We start from the raw sequence: 19,576 nt of genomic DNA on the forward strand, positions 1-19,576 counted from the left end.
AAAACCGCTGCCTTTGCAGCGGTTTTTTTATGCTCAAAATTCAAAGCTGACAATTTATCTTTTTGGTTATTGTTAATAGTAAGCAACAAGTGTCTTTTCAAGATCGGGTGTCTTTAGCGCCTTGCTGCTTATGTATCAAGATGTAGAGTGTTGGAAAATAGTACCAAGGAAGAGTGATGATTAAAGTAAGGCGCTTTACCAAAAGCGACGTAAAGCCTTTATGGCAGCTAAAGCTGAACACTATTCACAATGTTAACCGTCAGCACTATTCGTTAGCTGAGGTGACCGCGTGGGCGCCTCATGAGTACAATGAAAGCGCTTGGGTAGAAAGAGTGACAAAAATTAATCCGTTTGTGGCTGAGGTTAATCATGTGATTGCAGGTTTTGCAGATCTTCAAGATGATGGTTATATCGATCATTTCTACTGTAGCGCAGACTTTCAGAGACAAGGTGTGGGTGCTGCATTAATGCAAGCCATCTTCAATCAGGCTTCAAAGTTAAAGCTTAACAGTTTGTATGCTGAAGTGAGTATTACCGCAAAACCATTTTTCAGCAGATATGGCTTTGTGGAAGAAGAGGCTCAAAGAGTGGAAGTTAGAGGTCAGAAGATTAATAACTTTGTCATGCGCAAAGTACTGTAAAATACTTTATAAAGTGCTTTAGAAAATTAACAGCCATCAAAAATGCCACTGTCATAGGACGGTGGCATTTTATTGCTTGCACTATACAGACTCAATAAAGCTTAGTTAGTGTGAGTGTTACCAACAATGGCTTCTTTGTTGTCAGCTTGAGCAACGTGACACTGGACGCAGAAGTAGTACTTATCGTCAAATTCGCCATCAGCTTTCACGTGAGATGCATCAACAGGCGTAGCTTTCATACGCGCTGCTTTCTCTGTGCTGTGACACGATAAACAACCATTTTTCTTCATGGTAATTTTATAAGAGTCTTTGTGCGGGATGAGTGGTGGCATATGCACAAATGTTCTTTCTAATGATTTACCACGGCTTGGGTAAGTCGCTTTAGCGTCTGCTGGCATTGTTGCTGTAATGGCTACATCGCCAGCTAGTGATTTAACAGTCACAGGAGCTGCTGTTTCTGGTGCTTGTTGACCTGAGCATGCGCTAAGACTGAGCACTATCGCAGCAAGGCTGAGTATTTTCTTCATGGTTTACACTCCGTCATATCCATTATTTTTTGTAAATGGATAGAGAAAATTAGTGATTGCGATGCCTATATTCCGTTTGATAAGACATCGCTTCAGTCAAGTTAGGCTTTAACAATCTTCACAGGACACTTCTTGAAATCCGTTTCTTTCGATAATGGATCCGTTGCATCAAGTAATAGTTTGTTTACCAGCTGTCTAGCATCAAAGAATGGCATAAATACCACGCCGACAGGTGGCTTGTTACGGCCTTTGGTTTCAACACGAGTTTTAACTTCACCGCGTGGAGAAATCACTTTCACTTCATCACCATTTTTAAGACCGCGATTGCTCGCATCTTTAGGATGCATGAATACTTGTGCATCAGGGTATGACTTATGTAGTTCAGGTACACGGGCTGTCATACTGGCGGTATGCCAATGCTCAAGTACGCGACCGGTTGACATCCATAGGTCAAACTCTTCATTTGGCTCTTCAGCAGCAGGCTCGAATGGCAGAGCAAAAATCACTGCGCGACCATCAGGCTTGCCGTAGAAGTTATAACCTTCACCCGCTTTAACGTATGGGTCACTGCCTTCAACAAAACGACGAACCGTTTCGGTACCATTGACTACAGGCCAACGTTTACCGCGGTTTTCATGATAGTTGTCAAATGCATCTAAATCGTGACCGTGTCCACGACCAAACTGAGCATATTCTTCAAACAGACCTTTTTGAAGGTAGAATCCGAATGCATCGTTTTCGTCGTTGTAGTCGCCTTTACATTCAGAAGTAGGGAATTTATCCACTACGCCGTTCGCAAACAAGATGTCATATAAAGTCTTTTCAGCGTATTCAGGCTTTTTAGCAATTAACTCTGCAGGCCAAACTTCTGAAACCTTAAAGCGCTTAGAGAACTCAACAAGCTGCCATAAGTCAGACTTAGCGCCTTCAGGTGCTTTAACTTGCTGATGCCACATATGAGTACGACGTTCTGCATTACCATATGCACCTTCTTTCTCAACCCACATCGCAGTAGGAAGAATCAAGTCAGCTGCTGTTGCCGTTACTGTAGGATATGGATCAGACACCACAATGAAGTTTTCAGGGTTGCGGAAGCCTGGGTAAATTTCATCGTTAATGTTTGGACCGGCTTGCATGTTATTGGTACACATAGTCCAGTAACAGTTTAGTTTGCCATCTTTAAGCATACGGCTTTGAAGAACAGCATGGTAACCAGGTTTAGGCGGAATAGTGCCTTCTGGTAATTGCCATAAATCTTCAGTCATTGCACGATGCTTAGGATTTGCCACTACCATATCAGCAGGGAGACGGTGAGCGAATGTACCGACTTCACGAGCAGTACCACAAGCTGATGGTTGGCCAGTTAATGAGAACGGGCTGTTACCTGGAGTGGCAATTTTACCGGTTAACAAGTGAATGTTATAAAGCATGTTATTTGCCCAAACACCACGAGTATGTTGGTTAATACCCATAGTCCATAAGCTCATGATCTTGATGTTAGGATCAGCATATGCTTTAGCCATTTCTTCAAGATTCTCAACAGGCACGCCACTCATCTCAGATGCGTATTCAGCAGTATAAGTACTGACAAACTTTGCGTATTCTTCAAAAGAGATAGGCTTAGACTTACCATTACCAGGGTTTTTCGCTTTCTTCTCAAGAGGGTGCTCAGGGCGAAGGCCGTAACCGATATCAGTCACACCTTCTGCGAAGTTTGTGTGTTTGCTAACGAAGTCTTTATTAACCGCATCGTTTTGAATGATGTAGTTAGCAATGTAGTTCAAGATAACTAGGTCAGACTGTGGCTTAAACACCATCGCGTTATCAGCTAATTCAAAGCTACGGTTTTCGAAAGTAGAAAGCACGTGAACCTTGCTGCCAGCATGGCTTAAGCGACGGTCAGTTAAGCGTGACCATAGAATTGGATGCATTTCTGCCATGTTCGCGCCCCAAAGCACGAAGTGATCTGCCGCTTCGAAGTCGTCATAACTACCCATTGGCTCATCAATGCCAAAAGTACGCATGAAACCACCTACCGCCGATGCCATACAGTGACGAGCGTTAGGATCGATGTTGTTGGTTAAGAAGCCAGCTTTATGCAATTTAGATGCAGCGTAGCCTTCCCAAATGGTCCATTGACCAGAACCAAACATACCAACTGAAGTCGGGCCTTTTTTAGCGATGCTTTCTTTCCACTTGTCAGCCATAGTGTCTAGAGCAACATCCCAACTAACAGGAGTGAATTCGCCTTCTTTGTCATACTTGCCATCTTTCATTCTTAATAATGGCGAAGTTAAACGGTCCTTACCGTACATGATCTTAGAAAGGAAGTAGCCTTTAACACAGTTAAGACCTTTGTTTACAGGGCTTTCTGGGTCACCTTGAGTCGCAACAACTTTACCGCCTTTTGTTCCGACTAATACACTACAACCTACACCACAGAAACGACATGGGGCTTTATCCCATTTAATTTCTGCAGATTTTTCTTCTGCTTGAACCATTTTGATTGGTAAGGCAAGCCCAACAGCCGACGCGGCTGCAGTAGCGGCATTGGCTTTTAGAAACTCGCGACGGCTTATGCTCATGGTGTTTCCTCACTCTTTGCTGTTAGTTGATAACCTTGAAAGGTTAATCATCGTTTTATATGCCAAATAATGGCTTTATTCATCTCTATAATGTTGAGTTTAAACCTCACATTTATCATGGGTATACCTCGCAATGAGTATACTGGGGATTTATTGTCGTAGATCACATTTTATCATGTGATCTATAACACATTTTAGAAGTTACTCAGTCACTTATTTAGCTGGTGTTAATTTAAGCGATACATTGATTCTAGGTGAAGATGGGAGAAAATGAAGGGGAAGTAGTAGATTTAAATGGTTTTATTGATTGTTTTTATTTTGTTCATAAGTTGGTTTTAATTTAATCATTCACTCTTTATTCTCTTACCATTTACCTTAGTGCTTTCTGTGCGGATTGTTTAGTGTGTATCACATAGGGAGTAACGCACACTAATATCCAGTTAACTCCATATAACCATTGCCATTATGGCTGCCAATAACGTTAATGGGACCTTCCCAATAAGCAATGGATAATGGCATATTGCTATCAGGGTTTAGCGCACTGATAGTGACATCGATTTGCTCACTATTTATTGCTAGCTGCCAACTAGTGGGGTAGTTGCCACTGTCGGTTTGCTGCCAATTAATAGGCGTCATTGAAATATCATCAGGTGATTGCGAACTATTGATATTTCGTCCTGAGCCGTCAGAAAACATTCGTCTAGCACTATAAAAATCGGGCGTATCTTCATTTGCGCCGCGAAGCTGAAACACCATTAATGCAGAGCCATCATTTAATCTGATGGAAAACCAGTCCCAACCTTGTTGGGCTTTGGTGAGAAATTGTGAACTCCACTCTCTATCTAACCAAGCTTTACCAGAAACCAATTCTTGTTTTCCGTTGCGTGTAATCGTGCCAGTTAGATCTATAAATGGTTGGCTATAGTAATAGGAGGCGACGGCAGCATCAGCACTTTTAATGCTGTAACCCTTATTACCTTGCAGTTGCATTGGAGCGTGACTTATTAAAGACAACTGATAACTAAAATCGTCGTTTGCTACAGATAATGTCGCAGGAAAAAGCCCATCCGATTCACTAATCCATTGCCAGTTATCTAATTTTGCAGTGAATGGCTGGGCACTAATAGTGGCAAGGTTTGGATGGCCTCGAGACCATTTTTCGGCTGCTTGATGATTACTTTTTGAGGTTAACGCGGCATGAGCCATATACATCTGTGATGTTGCCCAATTAGTTTTTTTATCATCGCTTGAGCTATTAGTTGCAAGTGCAATTCTAAATTGTGTCCATTGAATACCAAGTTGCTCACCTGTTTGTGTTTGCATGTTGGCGGTTAAATACCACCATTCTTGACGGAAATTGTCATGGCTTTGGTGATCGGCAGGAAAAGAAAATTGATAATCAGGTGTGACACTGTCGTAATCTTCCATTTGTGAAGGTGACTCACCCAATAAACCGCCCATACTAATAGTTGTAGCGGGCTCAGGCTGACAAGCCACTAACATCAATAAAGCTGGCAACAGTAGCCATGAAATGGTTCTTTCAAGCTTGGCTTTAACAGATACAACAAATGATGGACAGATTATCGGTTTCATAAGGCCTCCTGCTGCAAACTATTAATCAGCGGCTTTCTTGTTTGCCAGTAAAGTGGAATTGCAATGGCGACAGCGCTAGTGGTTAAAGCTATAAACACCACTCGAATATAAGCTTGCCAGTCCCATAACATGGCGATACTCCAGCCGAAGGCTTGTAAGGTCACTTTGTTAATTAGTAAGTACCCCAAAACGGCGCCAGTAGGTAATGCTACCAAGCATGTGAGAAGCACAATGAGCTGCATCTGCACAAATGTCATGATTCTTAACTTGCCTTTGCTTATTCCTAAAGCATAAAGCTTAGCCAGTGGTGCTTGCCTAGCTTGGGTTAACATTAAACAAGCGCTGAACAAGCCAATGGCCGCAACCATCAAGGTTAAGCTGTTGAGCACCATGGTAATAGAAAACGTTTGTTTGAACATGGCGATGGCTTGTTGCTTTATCTTGGCTTGGTTGTACATTTGCGCGTTAGAGATTAGTTTACTGTCGACTAACAATTGCTCAAGTTCGCTGATGTCACCTTGGTAACTGGCTGCAATACTTTTGGGTTTTTCGGGTAAACCTACTTTTTTCCATAATTCCTGGTCAATGACGACTTGGCCTTTAGGATTACCATAATCAAAAAATATTCCGCCAATGGTGGGTAATGTGTCACTAGATCCCAAGGTATTTCGAGATAATTGTGAGCTCGAGGTTTGTATAAAAGCTTCTATTTCAAAAGTGTCACCAAGGTTTAAACCGTATTTTATGGCGATAGGCTCACTGATGAGGATTTGATTGCCTAATTGAAATTCTTGCCATAAATCACTGGTTTGAGATTTTAATGAGCTGGTGACTTTGGTTGAGTATAAGTCACGGGTTACCAATTCAACTGGCATATTTTGATACTGTGACTGAACAGTCCACTGGGTATAAACACCACTGACTTTTTCTTTATCGCTTAAAAAGTCTTGTATATCGAGAATTTTATCGCCTGAAGGGCGCATGTATAAGTCAGCATGTAGACGGCTTTCGAGCCATGTTTTTAGGGTGACTTCAAAGCTTCCCACTAAGGTATTCATAGAGATATTGGCCGTTAACGCTAATAGCATTGCCATCATGGCAAGCGATAAAGGCCCGATTAACTCTTTGGTTTCAGCAATCATGTAATGCCATATACCCGCTGGGAAGATATGTGCGAGCCATTGGCTTATTTTGTATATGGTAAGCGGCAGCAAAAGAGGGATTGCGATAATCACCACGCCCATTAACCCTAAACTGACTTGGTACTGCTTGGCAAAAGGAAAGGCAATCGCGCAAGCAATTAGACTCAGTACTGCAAGGATAAATTGAACCTTATGGGTTCGAACGAGGTGGCGAACCTGGTTAGTTTTAGTACTTATTCGTGCAAGGGGTTGATTGGTGAGTTGTCTATATAGAGGTAAGCAAGCTAATAGTCCGGCAAATAAAGTCAGCCCAATTGCTTGCGCTAACCATTGCCATTGCCATGAACCCGGCATAAGTCTAGCACCGTAGAGTTGCTCTAAGGTCATTGCCACCATAGGTTGTAGCCACAAACTTAGTTGCAGTCCAAGGATAAAACCGATTATTGAACCAATTATAACCAGTAGCATTAGTTCGCAAATTAATGCCAGCATTAAACGTTTTTTTTGAATGCCCAACTGAAGCAATTGCACCAGTAATTTTTGCCGCTTCATTAAACTGTAGCGCACCCCGTTATAGGCGATGAAAAGTCCAACTACAAATGCCAACATACTCATGGCATTGAGATTCAAATGAAAACTACGAGTGAGCTCTTGTAGAGCTTGGCCTTGATCTTGTTCGGTAATATTAGCTTGTTCTTGAAGCAGGTTTTGCTGATTAATACGTTTAATCAATAACTCAGGATTATCAAATAACGCAATGTAAGAGAGCTGGTTTGGCTGATGTAATAGTTTTTGTGCCAGTGAAATATCAGCCACGATGGCGTTACCTAGACCAAAATCATCATTTAATCCGATGACGTCTAGTTTGATAGTGGCAGCATTCTCCTTGCTGGAATCTTGCAAATAAAACTCACCATTAGGGGCGATTTTATCTGCCAAGGACTCACTCATTAATAGAATGTTTTCAGCCGCGAGTAATCTAGCTATAGGGATATTAGGGTTAACAAAGGCGTTATTTTGACTGGCGTTATCATCTGCATTGTTGTCACTTGATGTTGTCTGGTTAACTTGTAAATTGATTGCTGCAAATAAATCACTGCCTTGAATTTGCCAGCGTCTTCCTTGTGAGTCGACTACAAGGCCATTCACAATGGCTAAGGCGTTGCTTATGCCAGATTGACGTAATCTAAAATAAACTTGCTCATTAAGGTAACGCTCTCCGGCTGTAGGTGTAATAAGTAAACTGGCTCTTTGGCTTAGGAGTTCAGTTGCTTCACTATAACTTCGAACAGCATTCTCGTTAGTTGATTTAACCCCAATAAGTAAGGTCACAGCTAAGATTATGCCAAGTAAAATAGCGCCAGCTTGCAAAGGCGCATGCCGGTAATGGGCAAAGAAAACACGTAAACTAAAACCTATCTCAGATAATGTATTTATCTTGGACACAATTGGTTTGTTAGCATCGTCAGTTTGAGCACGAATATTACTCATGGATTTTACCTTGCTCTAAATGCCAACGTCTGTGCATGTAATTGGCGCAAGTATTACTATGAGTCACCATCAAAACTGTTGTGTTAGCCATTTGTGCTAATTCACATAGCAATTGCATGACTTGTTGGCCGGCTTTTTCATCAAGGTTGCCCGTTGGTTCATCTGCGAGTAGTAATGCAGGTTGATGTACGAGTGCTCTAGCAATGGCAACACGTTGTTGTTGGCCACCGGATAAGGTTTCGACGGGTCTTGATAGCACCTCAGTGAGTGCAAGTTTATCAATCAGTTCATCGCACCAAGGGCTCCATTTCAACTGATTCAATTGTAATGGAAAGCGGATATTATCGATGACATTTAATGGGGTAAGTAGATTAAATTGCTGAAATACAATACCGAGTTGCTGACGACGAAAGTCACTCCAATGATTGTCCTGCCATTGCTCAGCTTGTTGACCTAATAGCTGCAGTGCACCAGAATCGATTCTTTCAAAACCTGCAATAATATTAAGTAGGGTGCTTTTCCCAGTTCCACTTGGCCCTGTTAGTGCAATGGTGTCTCCGATGTTCAATGTTAAATCGACGCAATCGAGTACTTGATGATATTGGTCACCATCAGTAAACCCTTTTGATACCTGCGTTAGTTGGCTGACAACTTGGCTCACATCGCTTCGCATAACAAGATCCAGTAAATCAATTAATTACATCATCATACGATAGTTTCGATCTTAAGGATCGATCTTAAAAGGGAATTTTAAATTCATTAAAAATAGTTCAGAAAATATATTGCGACTTTAGTTGTATCTAATGGCGACGATGACTAGCCTTTAAAGGGAGTAAGCTTATACTGAGTGTGGATTGTTTAGATGTATTTGTAATTGCAATCATAGGCTTAAGGTTTATAGTGGTAAGAGTGTTTTTTGAGCAGTTTAATCCTTCTTATGATGTATTGGTAATTATCAAACCATAACGTAATGTGAATGTTGCTGTAGTAAGCCAAGTTATGGATATCAGCAGGGTTAACTTGACGACAACCTAATTTCGACTTGTTAATGAGACTTGTATTTATGGATAAAAATAAGCAAAAGCTTCATAGTTTTCGAAGTCGAATTTTGGCTTATATTGCCTTGCCATTGATTTTAATCATGGCATTAGTATATGGGTTTAATGGCTGGATTAATTACCAAGAACATGAAAATGATGTCTATGATCGTTTAGAGCAACAAGCTGTTCTTTCAGCCAATCATCTTAATTTTGTTCTGGACTCAGTTCAAAATACCACTCGTGGTTTATCTGATTACTTAACTTATATCGATAGTGATGATTTATATGATGATATCGATAAAGTTGAAAACTTACTTATCAACCGACTCGAACGTAATCCTAGTATTTTTGGTAGCGCAATTGCTTACCGTCCCAACTTTTTAACTCAAAAGCTGCGTTATGCTCCGTTTGCTTACCGTGAAGGTAACAAGATCCATATTATGGATATTGGGGCAGAAGCGTATGACTACACTGATGGAAGTTGGAGTTGGTGGACTGACGCGATGGCAAGCAAAACCGGAGTATGGTCAGAGCCTTATTTTGATGAAGGCGCTGGTAACATCTTAATGATGACTTACTCTAAAGCCTTTGGAGCTGTTGATGCTCGATATGGTGTTGTTACCGCCGATCTTGCATTAAACAACTTACCAAGTTTGATGAAAATCCCCAGTAAAAATCTCGTGATTCTTGACAGTAATGATCAGATTATTTTTTACGATGAAAAGAATAGTGACTTAAAAGGTAGCAGTGATAGGTGGCTATCTGACAACCCTCAAAATGACCAATTAAAATCACTTTTAACCAATAATATAGCAGGGCAAACTGAAGCGGTAACCGTTTCTGGTGACCGTTTTCTTGTTAGTGTTGCCAATGTTTCGTCGTTAAAATGGCAAGTGGTTATTGCTACCAGTGATAGTGAACTTAGACAATACTTTTTGTCTAATTTTTCAAGATTAGCATTCATATTATTACTCTTATCTATTGCGCTGTTATTAACGAGTATTCTTGCTTCCAAGCGTCTAAGTCGACCCTTAGAAAATCTCGAAAATGGCATTATGGATTTTGGGGAAGGTAGGATAGATCGCCTAACTGCCGATCGTTCTAATATTTCCGAGGTATCAACATTAACCCAAAAATTTAACCAACTAGCTGCTTTGCTTGAAGAAAGAGAGTTGGCATTAAAGGACTCTACCGGTAGTCGTTTCGCAAGCTTAATCGATGGTATGAGTGATAAATCATTTTATTGTTCATTAGATGCTAATGGGCAATTAGCTCAAGTGAGTGATGGGGTTAAAAAGGTGTTGCAAGTCGATGCCGACACACTAAAACGCAAGTACCAACGTATGTTTACCAGTGATCCAATTAATGAAGCTAATTGGAATTACATGGAACAAGCACTTGAGGGCAAATCGGTGCCAGCCCATCAAGTTGAAATGCTCGCTGGTGATAGTGAAATAAGACGCTTAGATGTTTTCATGCAACCTTTAGTTGCCGACTCTGGTGAGCTAATTTCTGTAGAAATGCTTTTTACCGATGTCACCGAGCAATTCTCTGCTGCAGTATGGTCAAATGCAGTAATCGAGTCATCACCACAAGCGATGTTAATTGTGGATGAGCAGGGGGGGATTATTTTTACCAATACCCGCTGCCAAGAGTTATTCGGATATTCAGCTGATGCACTATTAAAGCTTAATGTGGAGTTGTTATTTCCTGAGCGATATAGGAGCAAACATGATGCTGTAAGAGCAGTGTTTTTAGAGCAAGGACTAACACGTTTCACTACACCTAAAGAAGGCTGGGTTGCATTAAAGTCTGATACATCTGAAATGCAGGTGGAAATTAATTTAGCCTTATTGCCTATTGCACATGACGGCAAAAAACAAATAGCGGCAACCATCCGTGATTTAACGAATCAAATGGCAATAGAAAGAAAGATCAAAGATAGCGAAAGTCGATTTAGAGGCTTGGTAGCAAATATTCCAGGGGCAATTTACCGAACTCGAATTGGTGATCATTGGATTATGGAGTATGTCAGTAACAATATTGCTGATATTACTGGTTATCCAGCATCTGACATTATTGAAAGTAACAAGCTGCAATTTAATACCATTATTCATCCTGATGATGATGCAGCTTGTTTTGCTGCAATATCTGAGGCAATTAACACTCAGCAAAGTTTCGATGTTGAGTACCGTATTTATCACCGTGATGGCAGTATCAAATGGATACAAGAAAAAGGTAAAGCCAGCTATGACGAGCAGGGCACACCTTTATGGTTTGACGGCAGCATCAATGATGTTACTGAAAGAAAAAGTGCCCTTGAAACCATCCAAAACTCTCAAAAACAATTAGAGAATATCACAGAATCCTTACCTAATTTAGTTTACCAAATGATATGGCATTCAGAGACTGAGCGGGAGTTTAGCTTTTTATCAGAAGCCTGCATAAGCATCATTGGATTTCCACGTGACATGTTAATGCAAGATTTTGATTTATTGATTGGTCGAATTATTGATAGCGAAAGACAAACCGTCATTGATGATCTATCGGGTAAAAGTACACAGGGCCTTCATTGGGTCACAGAATTTAGATATCGACATCCTTCAGGTGAAATTATCTGGCTGCAAGCTGGGGCGAAAGGTCAGGCGTTAGCCAATGATGCAGTGCTCTGGAATGGCTACTTAATGGATGTCACTGACAGGAAAAATGCCGAAAATCGCCTTGCAGACCGAGAAAAGCATTTACGAACCCTGCTTAACACCGCGGAAATGGGCATTGTGAATATCGATATTCATGGTGTGATCATTAATTGTAATGAACACTTTGGTCGTAATATCGGCATTAACTCAAATGATTTAGAAGGTAAGCTCTTTTTCGAGTTTATGGCCGTCGAGGATAAAAAACTCGCCAGAGAAAGATTTGAACTGTTAGTCAGTGGCGCTTTTGATAATTTTAATATTGAACCGAGAGTGCTCAGCCAAAGCGGTGAAGCTATTTGGATGGACATGACCTTTGCTGCGCTTAAGAGCGATCAAGGTGAAGTGACTTCATCTGTAGTTTCTATGGCTGATATTACCAGCTTAATGACGGTCTCGAACGAGTTAAAACAAGCGAAAGATGATGCGGATGCGGCAAGTAAAGCCAAGAGTGACTTTTTAGCTAACATGTCACACGAAATTAGAACACCTATGAATGCGATTATTGGTATGTCTCATCTGTGTTTACAAACGGACTTAGACAAAAAACAGCATAATTTCGTTGAAAAAATTGAGCGTGCATCAAAATCCTTGCTTGGGATCATTAACGATATTCTGGACTTTTCAAAAATTGAAGCCGGCAAAATGGAAATTGAGATAGTGCCGTTTCAGCTTGATACCATGCTGGAAGATCTCAGCGATATGTTTGCCGCAAAAGCCGCCGATAAACAATTGGAGTTGTTGTTCTCTGTTGCGCCCAATATCCCTAGTCACTTAATGGGCGATCCGTTGAGATTGAGTCAAGTGCTGATTAATTTGATGAATAATGCCATCAAGTTTACTGAGCGGGGCGAAGTGATCCTCGCGATTGAATCTATCACTCAGCAAGGTGATGAACTCGAACTTAAGTTTAGTGTTAGAGATAGCGGTATTGGCCTCACTCCTGAGCAGTGCAATAAACTGTTTAAGTCATTTAGCCAAGCTGATAGTTCAACCACCAGAAAATATGGTGGTACTGGCTTAGGCTTAGCGATTTGTAAGCAACTGGTTGAGCTCATGGGCGGTGAAATTGGAGTTGAAAGCAAGCGTGGTATAGGTAGTACATTCTACTTCACTGCTAATGTGAGTCAGGCTGACGACTTACAACTGAAGGTCACTCAAGAGTTGGAAGGAATGGAGATATTGGTTGTTGATGACAATCAAACCGCCCGAGATATTTTGCAAACTATGCTTACCAGTATGGGCTTTAATGTGGCGCTAGCCAAAGATGGTACAGAGGCTATATCCAAGTGCCATTCTAACGATTATCAACTAGCCTTAATAGATTGGAAAATGCCGGGTCTTGATGGATTAAAATCTGCTGAGACGATTATCAATCAAAGCGCTAATCCGCCATTGACGATTATGGTATCGGCGCATGCAACTGCTGAGTTTACTGATTCAATTAATCGCTTGGGCATTAATGGCTACATAACCAAACCAGTGAGTGCTTCACGTTTGCTTGATGCCATTATGTCAGCTCTAGGCAAGCAGGGGCATATGCCTGTGAGAGCGAAAGCCACTGAGCTTAATGAAGCTTTGTTAGACCAGCTCAAAGGCAAGAAAATATTGTTAGTTGAAGATAACGATATGAACCAAGAAGTCGCCACTGAGTTTTTAGAGCAAGTGGGGATTGAACTCACCATTGCTGACAATGGCCAAATTGCATTAGACAAACTTAACCAGCAAGACTTTGACTTAGTATTGATGGATTGCCAGATGCCTGTGATGGATGGTTATACAGCAACAGAGCATATTCGTAAAAATGCGGCTTACGAGCTATTACCTATTATTGCCATGACCGCAAATGCGATGGCGGGTGATAAAGAAAAGTGCTTAAACGTTGGCATGAATGATCATGTGGCAAAACCCATAGAAGTTTCTTTACTGTATCAAACTTTAATTAAATATTTGGGCGAAAATAATGTCGCTATCGAGTTAGCCAGCCCACAAAAAGCATCTGTAGATATAGTGGAAACATGGCCACAGCATCCTGATATTGATGTCGACCGTGGGTTACAGTTAGTACAAAACTCAGCGAGATTGTATCGAAAGATTTTGACCCGTTTTGTCGAAGGGAAACGCAATATTGCATCGCAAATATCTACAGCTGTAGAAACTAATAATCGAGATGACGCTATTCGTTTTGCCCATACGCTAAAGGGAGTATCTGGAAATTTAGCAAGCAATAAACTCTCTGAACTTGCTCAGGAACTTGAAAAGAACTTGATTGACGAAGTTGAGTTTTCAGTTGAACTTAATGCCACAGACGAATTGGTTCAATCATTATGTGACGCGATAGATTTATGGCTGAATAATAATGAGCTAAAGGAAAGTGTTGAATCGATTGAACTCATTAGCAATGACGCCTTTGTTGAGTTATTAGATAAGCTTTTAGAGTTACTAGATGAAGGCGATGCTAGTGCAACAGATATGATTGATAGCTTACAGCAACAAGTGAGTCAGCAAACTTGGCAACAGTTAAAACCAGTTGGGTTAATGATTAAAGGTTATCAATTTGAAGATGCGTTAGAGCAGATAAAGCAATTACGGCAGAATCTTAATTCATCGACAGATTAATATAAACAAGGAATATAGGTAATTAACATGGAAAAAGCGACCGTGCTGATAGTTGATGATACTCCTGAGAATATTGATATCTTAGTGGGGATTCTGGGAGCCGATTACAAAATTAAAGTCGCTATTGATGGGCCTAAAGCCCTTGCATTGGCACAAAAATCCTCTCCTGATTTGATATTGCTAGATGTAATGATGCCAGGAATGAATGGTTACGAAGTCTGTCAAAAATTGAAAAGTGAGCCATTAACCTGTCACATTCCCGTGATTTTTGTTACCGCCCTCGCTGATACTGAAGATGAGACCCAAGGTTTCGCTCTCGGTGCTGTTGATTATATTACTAAACCTGTAAGTCCAGCTGTTGTTAAGGCAAGGGTAAAAACTCATTTAAGTTTGTATGACCAAAAGCGGCTATTAGAATCAGAAGTTGAGCTTAGAACTAAAGAGCTTAGAGAAACACGCTTTGAAATTATTCGAAGGCTAGGGCGAGCTGCAGAATATAAAGATAATGAAACAGGTTTGCATGTAATACGTATGAGCCATTATGCCAGATTACTTGCCATCGCAGCAGGCCACTCTTCGCGCTTTTGTGAGTTGTTATATAACGCAGCGCCTATGCATGATATTGGCAAAATAGGCACTCCTGATGCCATTTTAAGAAAACCGGGGAAGCTTGATGCGGATGAGTGGAAAGAAATGCAAGCTCATGCGGCTATAGGCGCTGAGATTATTGGCGATCATGACGATCCGTTATTGCAAATGGCTAAACGTATTGCCCTAAGTCATCATGAGAAATGGGATGGTAGCGGTTATCCCAATGGACTTAGTGGAGAGGAAATCCCTATTGAAGGGAGAATAATTGCTATTGCGGATGTATTTGATGCGTTAACATCAGCGCGGCCTTACAAAAAAGCGTGGACGGTTGAAGATACTATGGGTTTAATCGAAAAAGAGTCCGGTAAACATTTTGATCCAGAGCTGGTGGAGAAGTTTAAGTCGGTATTAGATGATGTGAAAACGATTAAAGCACAACATGAAGAAACATTTTGATTTGGTTCAAATAAACCATTACGTGATTTAGAAATGTAAAAAGGATAAATACTTAAGGTATTTATCCTTTTTTGCTAAAGCGCCTAAAACATATTTTGCTAAGCACTTAACTTACTAGCACTTAACTTACTAGCGTTTAACTAAATAAGCGGCCTAGATAACCATTAGTCTTCTAAAGAGTATGGTAATGGAATAACACTTAGCTCGCTTGCTGCATCTTCTTTAATACGCAGCTTGGCATTATTTTCGGTGTCGTTGGCAAGCACTGCAGTCAGCAACACTTTGCCATCTTGCTGCACGGATTCAATCACTTTACCTGCACGTCTAAATCCATCTTCATCAGCGATTTCTATCTGAGATTCACTGGTGACAGTTTCTGAAGTGGTACCTGTAAGAATGTATAACGCACGTTTATTGCCGCCACGATATTTCATTCTTGCGATCGTTTCTTGGCCCATGTAACAGCCTTTTTCAAAGCTAATGCCATTGACGGCTTGTACGTTACACATTTGAGGCACAAATTCACCACTGTGGTTAGCATCAATATTGGCGTAGCCTGACTTTATCTCAAGAGCTTGCCAAGTCGATGAATTTTGTAACGTTTGATTTGAAGCTGTAACCAGTTCAATAGCTGTTTCATTGTTAGTGATGACGATAAAGCGTTCATTATCTTTAACGATAGTCGCATTATCAAACCTGCTTAATTCAGCGGTGACATCACCGAATTGTTGAGTGATAAATGTTTCAGCATTTGCTCCAGCAAAGCCAAGAATGACTTTTTCTGCACTGACATCTGTTAACTCAGCTTTACTGAAAACCGCATACTTTTGCCACTGGGCAAGGCTTAGAGGCAGTACAGAAACAGGCAGCAGTACCATGAGTTGATCTTCATTGGCAAAAGTTCTAAAGCTTGAAAGCATTTTACCTTTAGCATCACAATGTGCGCCCCAGCGCCATTGATCATCTTTTAAAGATACTATGTCAGTTGTCACTTGACCGTGAATAAAAGTTTTACCTTGTTCACCGGTAATTTCAATTAAGCCTAAATGAGTGAGATTGGCGACTAATAAGTCTGGGGAAGTGTTTAAAAAATCCCAATCAGGCTGCGCAGTTGCAAGTGTCATAAACTAATTCCTAAGATGACCAACAAAGATATGGCTTGAGTGTAACGGAATTCAGTTACGCTCAAAAGAAAAAGCTATCTTCAATTGAATGAAGATAGCTTTATTTCACACTTTATATGCCTAGTTAAATGGCAATTTTTCAATGCTCGATTTTAAAATAAAACACGAGTTCGAATCGTGCCTTCAATCGCTTTTAATTCGCCAAGAGCTTGTTCTGCTTGATTAGAATCAACCTCCATAACAACGTAACCAATTTCTGCAGTTGTTTGCAGGTATTGGGCCGCGATGTTGATGCCTTTTTCTGAAAAGGCTTGGTTAATCTTAATCAGTACACCAGGACGGTTATGGTGAATATGCAGTAAACGCGATGTGCCTTTGTGCTGAGGTAAAGAGACTTCTGGGAAGTTAACCGCAGACACTGTAGAGCCGTTATCAGAATATTTGGCTAGTTTCCCAGCGACTTCAATCCCAATATTCTCTTGGGCTTCAGCTGTGCTACCACCAATATGCGGGGTAATTATGACGTTGTCTTGACCACGTAATGGGCTAATAAACTCATCATCATTTGATTTAGGCTCAACTGGGAATACGTCAATTGCTGCGCCAGCAAGGTGTTCTGATTTTAATGCGTTTGAAAGTGCATCAATATCAACAACGGTGCCACGAGAAGCATTAATGAAAATGCTTTTTTCTCGCATTTGAGAGAACTCTTTCTCGCCAAACATATCTTTTGTTTGCGGAGTTTCTGGAACATGTAAGCTGATAACATCAGCCTCGCCCAATAATTGTTCCAAAGAGTGGATTTGGTTAGCATTACCTAAAGGTAACTTATCTTCGATATCGTAAAATACGACTCGCATACCTAGGGTTTCAGCAAGAATGCCTAACTGTGTACCAATATGCCCATACCCAATCACCCCAAGAGTTTTACCACGGACTTCATAACTGCCACTTGCACTTTTTAACCAACCGCCACGATGAGCATGGGCATTTCGTTGTGGGATCCCACGCATTAGCATGATGATCTCACCTAATACGAGTTCTGCGACCGAGCGAGTATTTGAAAACGGTGCATTAAATACAGGTACACCGAGCTTTTCTGCTGCAGCAATATCGACTTGGTTAGTACCAATACAAAAACAGCCAATGGCGACTAATTTCTCAGCATGGTTTAACACGTCTGCAGTTAATTGAGTGCGGGAACGTAAACCGACAAAGTGTGCATCTTTAATGGATTGCAGCAGCTCATCTTCTGGTAAAGATGCTTTGTGGTATTCAATATTTGTGTAACCTGCACGCTCAAGTACATCGACCGCAGTTTGGTGGACGCCCTCCAACAGCAGGATTTTTATTTTATCCTTGTCAAGCGAGTGTTTCGCCATGATATGGGTACCCTCTTATCAATAGTTATGCTTATGTTATGCTGATATAAACGCTCGACCAAAATAGCACTTTTTTTAACACTTGTAGAGGGCTAGATGGCTAAAGTTAATATTCTAATTCTAGAACAATATCATCTAAGAGGGATTTAGTTTGAATAAGAAAGTTATATGGATAGTAATTTATTGTGCAGTGTTAATTTGGTCGGTGACTTCGCCTAAAGATATGTTCACTTGGTGGTTAGAAGCACTTCCTGCTTTATTGGCTATTCCTATCTTATTTTTCACTCGCAAGCGATTTCCCTTAACGTCACTTTCTTATGTATTAATTCTGGTTCATTGCTGTGTGTTACTGGTCGGTGCGAAATATACCTACGCTGAAGTGCCTTTGTTTGACTGGATTGCTGAGTGGATGGGAAGTGACAGAAATAACTATGATAAAATTGGCCATTTAGCCCAAGGCTTTATTCCCGCGATTCTAGCTCGTGAAGTTTTCTTAAGAAATCGAGTTTTACAACCCGGTTACTGGTGCCAATTTTTATCGGTGTGCTTTGTGTTAGCTTTTTCTGCTTTTTACGAGCTAATCGAGTGGTGGGTCGCCGTTGGTACAGGCGAAAACGCAGAGGCCTTTTTAGGGACCCAAGGTTATGTTTGGGATACTCAATCAGATATGTTTATGGCCTTATTAGGAGGTATTAGTGCATTAGTGTTGCTCACCCATTGGCATAATAAGCAGTTAGCATCACTATTTAATAAGTAAAAAATAGTGACTAATGCTAATTTATTAGCGTTAATAATGGTTATGTATGCTATTAATAGAGTGTTTTATAACAACTTATATACTGATTTAATGCCTTCGTATGACAAAAATATCTTATGAACTAGGTAAAATGTACTAATATAGAGTATTGTTGTGATTTTGTTATCAACATTTCAGGAAGAAACTCGTTAAGTCGAGATGTTAGGTGTGCTTTTCAGGGAGAAAAGTGATGAGCTCAAATATTGATGAATTAGTTTTCCTACACCAAGTTGCGGCGCCATGTAATCTTGCCATTCTTGCGGAATCAATAGGTCTTAAAACCAGAATTGTTAAACACGCAAGTGATTTGGAAGTCGACAAAAATACCAATAGTTTCTATTTAGTTGCTCAAAAAGGAGCAGCATTAGACAGCAAAGGGATACCTTTACTTGTTTCACGTTTAGTTAATCACGTTCCTGTAGCACTTTATCAAGTTGAACGAGGCTCTTTAGATCAAGAGTCTGCGTTATTACTCGGAGTGAGAGGTTTACTGTACTCGGATCAACGTATGGATTTAATGCTAACAGGTTTACGTAAAATGGTTGCTGATGAATTGTGGTATGACAGACCATTAATCAGTAAAATATTCCGCAGGTTAGTACAAAAATTAGATGCAAATACCGAAATACCACCAGATACTGTGGCTATGTTGCAGATGCTGACAAGTCGCGAAAGAACAATTATCCAATTAGTGTCAAGTGGGGCAAGAAATAAAGAAATTGCGCATCGTTTATGTATCAGTGAGCATACCGTTAAAGCGCACATATCTTCAATTTTCCGTAAAACTCAATCTAGAAATCGCGTAGAGTTATTACGTTGGGCGCAAACTTATCAAGCCCATTTCGAGTTTGCTTAAATCAGGTGCTTGATTTAATTTTTTAGCAAAAATATAA

General features: G+C 40.6%; 12 protein-coding genes. 5 read left to right on the plus strand and 7 right to left on the minus strand.

Annotated elements, in window-relative coordinates; all coding sequences use genetic code 11:
* Positions 1–176: 176 nt before the first annotated feature.
* Positions 177–641: a GNAT family N-acetyltransferase gene (locus K5Q58_RS10545; protein WP_220753892.1), complete on the plus strand. Its 465-nt coding sequence runs from the start codon at positions 177–179 to the stop codon at positions 639–641.
* A 101-nt stretch (positions 642–742) separates the two neighbouring features.
* Here K5Q58_RS10545 and K5Q58_RS10550 read toward each other — a convergent pair whose 3' ends face one another.
* The 5 genes from K5Q58_RS10550 to K5Q58_RS10570 all read right to left on the minus strand — a co-directional run bounded on the left by K5Q58_RS10550 (position 743) and on the right by K5Q58_RS10570 (position 8,652).
* Positions 743–1,168, minus strand: a complete 426-nt coding sequence (locus K5Q58_RS10550) for a nitrate reductase cytochrome c-type subunit (protein WP_220753893.1) — start codon at positions 1,166–1,168, stop codon at positions 743–745.
* 101 nt (positions 1,169–1,269) lie between these two features.
* Positions 1,270–3,753, minus strand: coding sequence for a nitrate reductase catalytic subunit NapA (gene napA, locus K5Q58_RS10555; protein ID WP_220753894.1), 2,484 nt, complete (start codon positions 3,751–3,753; stop codon positions 1,270–1,272).
* 429 nt (positions 3,754–4,182) lie between these two features.
* Positions 4,183–5,346: a lipocalin-like domain-containing protein gene (locus K5Q58_RS10560; protein ID WP_220753895.1), complete on the minus strand. Its 1,164-nt coding sequence runs from the start codon at positions 5,344–5,346 to the stop codon at positions 4,183–4,185.
* A complete protein-coding gene (locus K5Q58_RS10565; RefSeq protein WP_259651314.1) occupies positions 5,343–7,979 on the minus strand; it encodes an ABC transporter permease in 2,637 nt (878 codons plus the stop codon). Before K5Q58_RS10565 ends, K5Q58_RS10560 begins: the two co-directional genes overlap by 4 nt.
* Positions 7,972–8,652, minus strand: coding sequence for an ABC transporter ATP-binding protein (locus K5Q58_RS10570; protein WP_220753896.1), 681 nt, complete (start codon positions 8,650–8,652; stop codon positions 7,972–7,974). Before K5Q58_RS10570 ends, K5Q58_RS10565 begins: the two co-directional genes overlap by 8 nt.
* Positions 8,653–9,042: 390 nt before the next feature.
* Here K5Q58_RS10570 and K5Q58_RS10575 point away from each other — a divergent pair, with 390 nt between their 5' ends.
* Both K5Q58_RS10575 and K5Q58_RS10580 read left to right on the plus strand, forming a co-directional pair.
* Positions 9,043–14,334 carry a PAS domain S-box protein gene (locus K5Q58_RS10575; RefSeq protein WP_220753897.1) on the plus strand — a complete coding sequence of 1,764 codons (5,292 nt, stop codon included), beginning with the start codon at positions 9,043–9,045 and terminating at the stop codon, positions 14,332–14,334.
* Positions 14,335–14,361: 27 nt separating this feature from the next.
* The gene (locus K5Q58_RS10580; RefSeq protein ID WP_220753898.1) at positions 14,362–15,381 is read left to right on the plus strand and encodes a two-component system response regulator; all 1,020 of its coding nucleotides are present in this window, start codon (positions 14,362–14,364) and stop codon (positions 15,379–15,381) included.
* Positions 15,382–15,545: 164 nt separating this feature from the next.
* Here K5Q58_RS10580 and ygfZ read toward each other — a convergent pair whose 3' ends face one another.
* Together ygfZ and serA are read right to left on the minus strand one after the other, a co-directional pair.
* Entirely contained in the window at positions 15,546–16,505 is a 960-nt protein-coding gene (ygfZ, locus tag K5Q58_RS10585; RefSeq protein WP_220753899.1) for a tRNA-modifying protein YgfZ, read from the minus strand.
* A 152-nt stretch (positions 16,506–16,657) separates the two neighbouring features.
* Positions 16,658–17,887 (minus strand): phosphoglycerate dehydrogenase, encoded by a 1,230-nt coding sequence (gene serA, locus K5Q58_RS10590; protein ID WP_220753900.1) that lies wholly within the window; start codon positions 17,885–17,887, stop codon positions 16,658–16,660.
* 151 nt (positions 17,888–18,038) lie between these two features.
* Between serA and K5Q58_RS10595 the strand changes: the two genes are divergently transcribed.
* Together K5Q58_RS10595 and K5Q58_RS10600 are read left to right on the plus strand one after the other, a co-directional pair.
* A complete protein-coding gene (locus K5Q58_RS10595) occupies positions 18,039–18,644 on the plus strand; it encodes a DUF2238 domain-containing protein (RefSeq protein ID WP_220753901.1) in 606 nt (201 codons plus the stop codon).
* Positions 18,645–18,873: 229 nt separating this feature from the next.
* On the plus strand, positions 18,874–19,539 hold the full coding sequence (locus K5Q58_RS10600) for a response regulator transcription factor (RefSeq protein WP_153912682.1): 666 nt from the start codon (positions 18,874–18,876) through the stop codon (positions 19,537–19,539).
* The last annotated feature ends 37 nt before the right edge of the window (positions 19,540–19,576 follow it).

The organism is Shewanella sp. KT0246, from assembly GCF_019654955.1.
In the GTDB taxonomy this organism is placed as follows: domain Bacteria; phylum Pseudomonadota; class Gammaproteobacteria; order Enterobacterales; family Shewanellaceae; genus Shewanella; species Shewanella goraebulensis.

Coding starts and splice junctions, on each gene's coding strand:
- K5Q58_RS10575 (WP_220753897.1), top strand. CDS start 9,043: ATGGATAAAAATAAGCAAAAGCTTCATAGTTTTCGAAGTCGAATTTTG.
- K5Q58_RS10560 (WP_220753895.1), bottom strand. CDS start 5,346: ATGAAACCGATAATCTGTCCATCATTTGTTGTATCTGTTAAAGCCAAG.
- napA (WP_220753894.1), bottom strand. CDS start 3,753: ATGAGCATAAGCCGTCGCGAGTTTCTAAAAGCCAATGCCGCTACTGCA.
- K5Q58_RS10565 (WP_259651314.1), bottom strand. CDS start 7,979: ATGAGTAATATTCGTGCTCAAACTGACGATGCTAACAAACCAATTGTG.
- ygfZ (WP_220753899.1), bottom strand. CDS start 16,505: ATGACACTTGCAACTGCGCAGCCTGATTGGGATTTTTTAAACACTTCC.
- K5Q58_RS10580 (WP_220753898.1), top strand. CDS start 14,362: ATGGAAAAAGCGACCGTGCTGATAGTTGATGATACTCCTGAGAATATT.
- K5Q58_RS10600 (WP_153912682.1), top strand. CDS start 18,874: ATGAGCTCAAATATTGATGAATTAGTTTTCCTACACCAAGTTGCGGCG.
- K5Q58_RS10570 (WP_220753896.1), bottom strand. CDS start 8,652: ATGCGAAGCGATGTGAGCCAAGTTGTCAGCCAACTAACGCAGGTATCA.
- K5Q58_RS10550 (WP_220753893.1), bottom strand. CDS start 1,168: ATGAAGAAAATACTCAGCCTTGCTGCGATAGTGCTCAGTCTTAGCGCA.
- K5Q58_RS10545 (WP_220753892.1), top strand. CDS start 177: ATGATTAAAGTAAGGCGCTTTACCAAAAGCGACGTAAAGCCTTTATGG.
- serA (WP_220753900.1), bottom strand. CDS start 17,887: ATGGCGAAACACTCGCTTGACAAGGATAAAATAAAAATCCTGCTGTTG.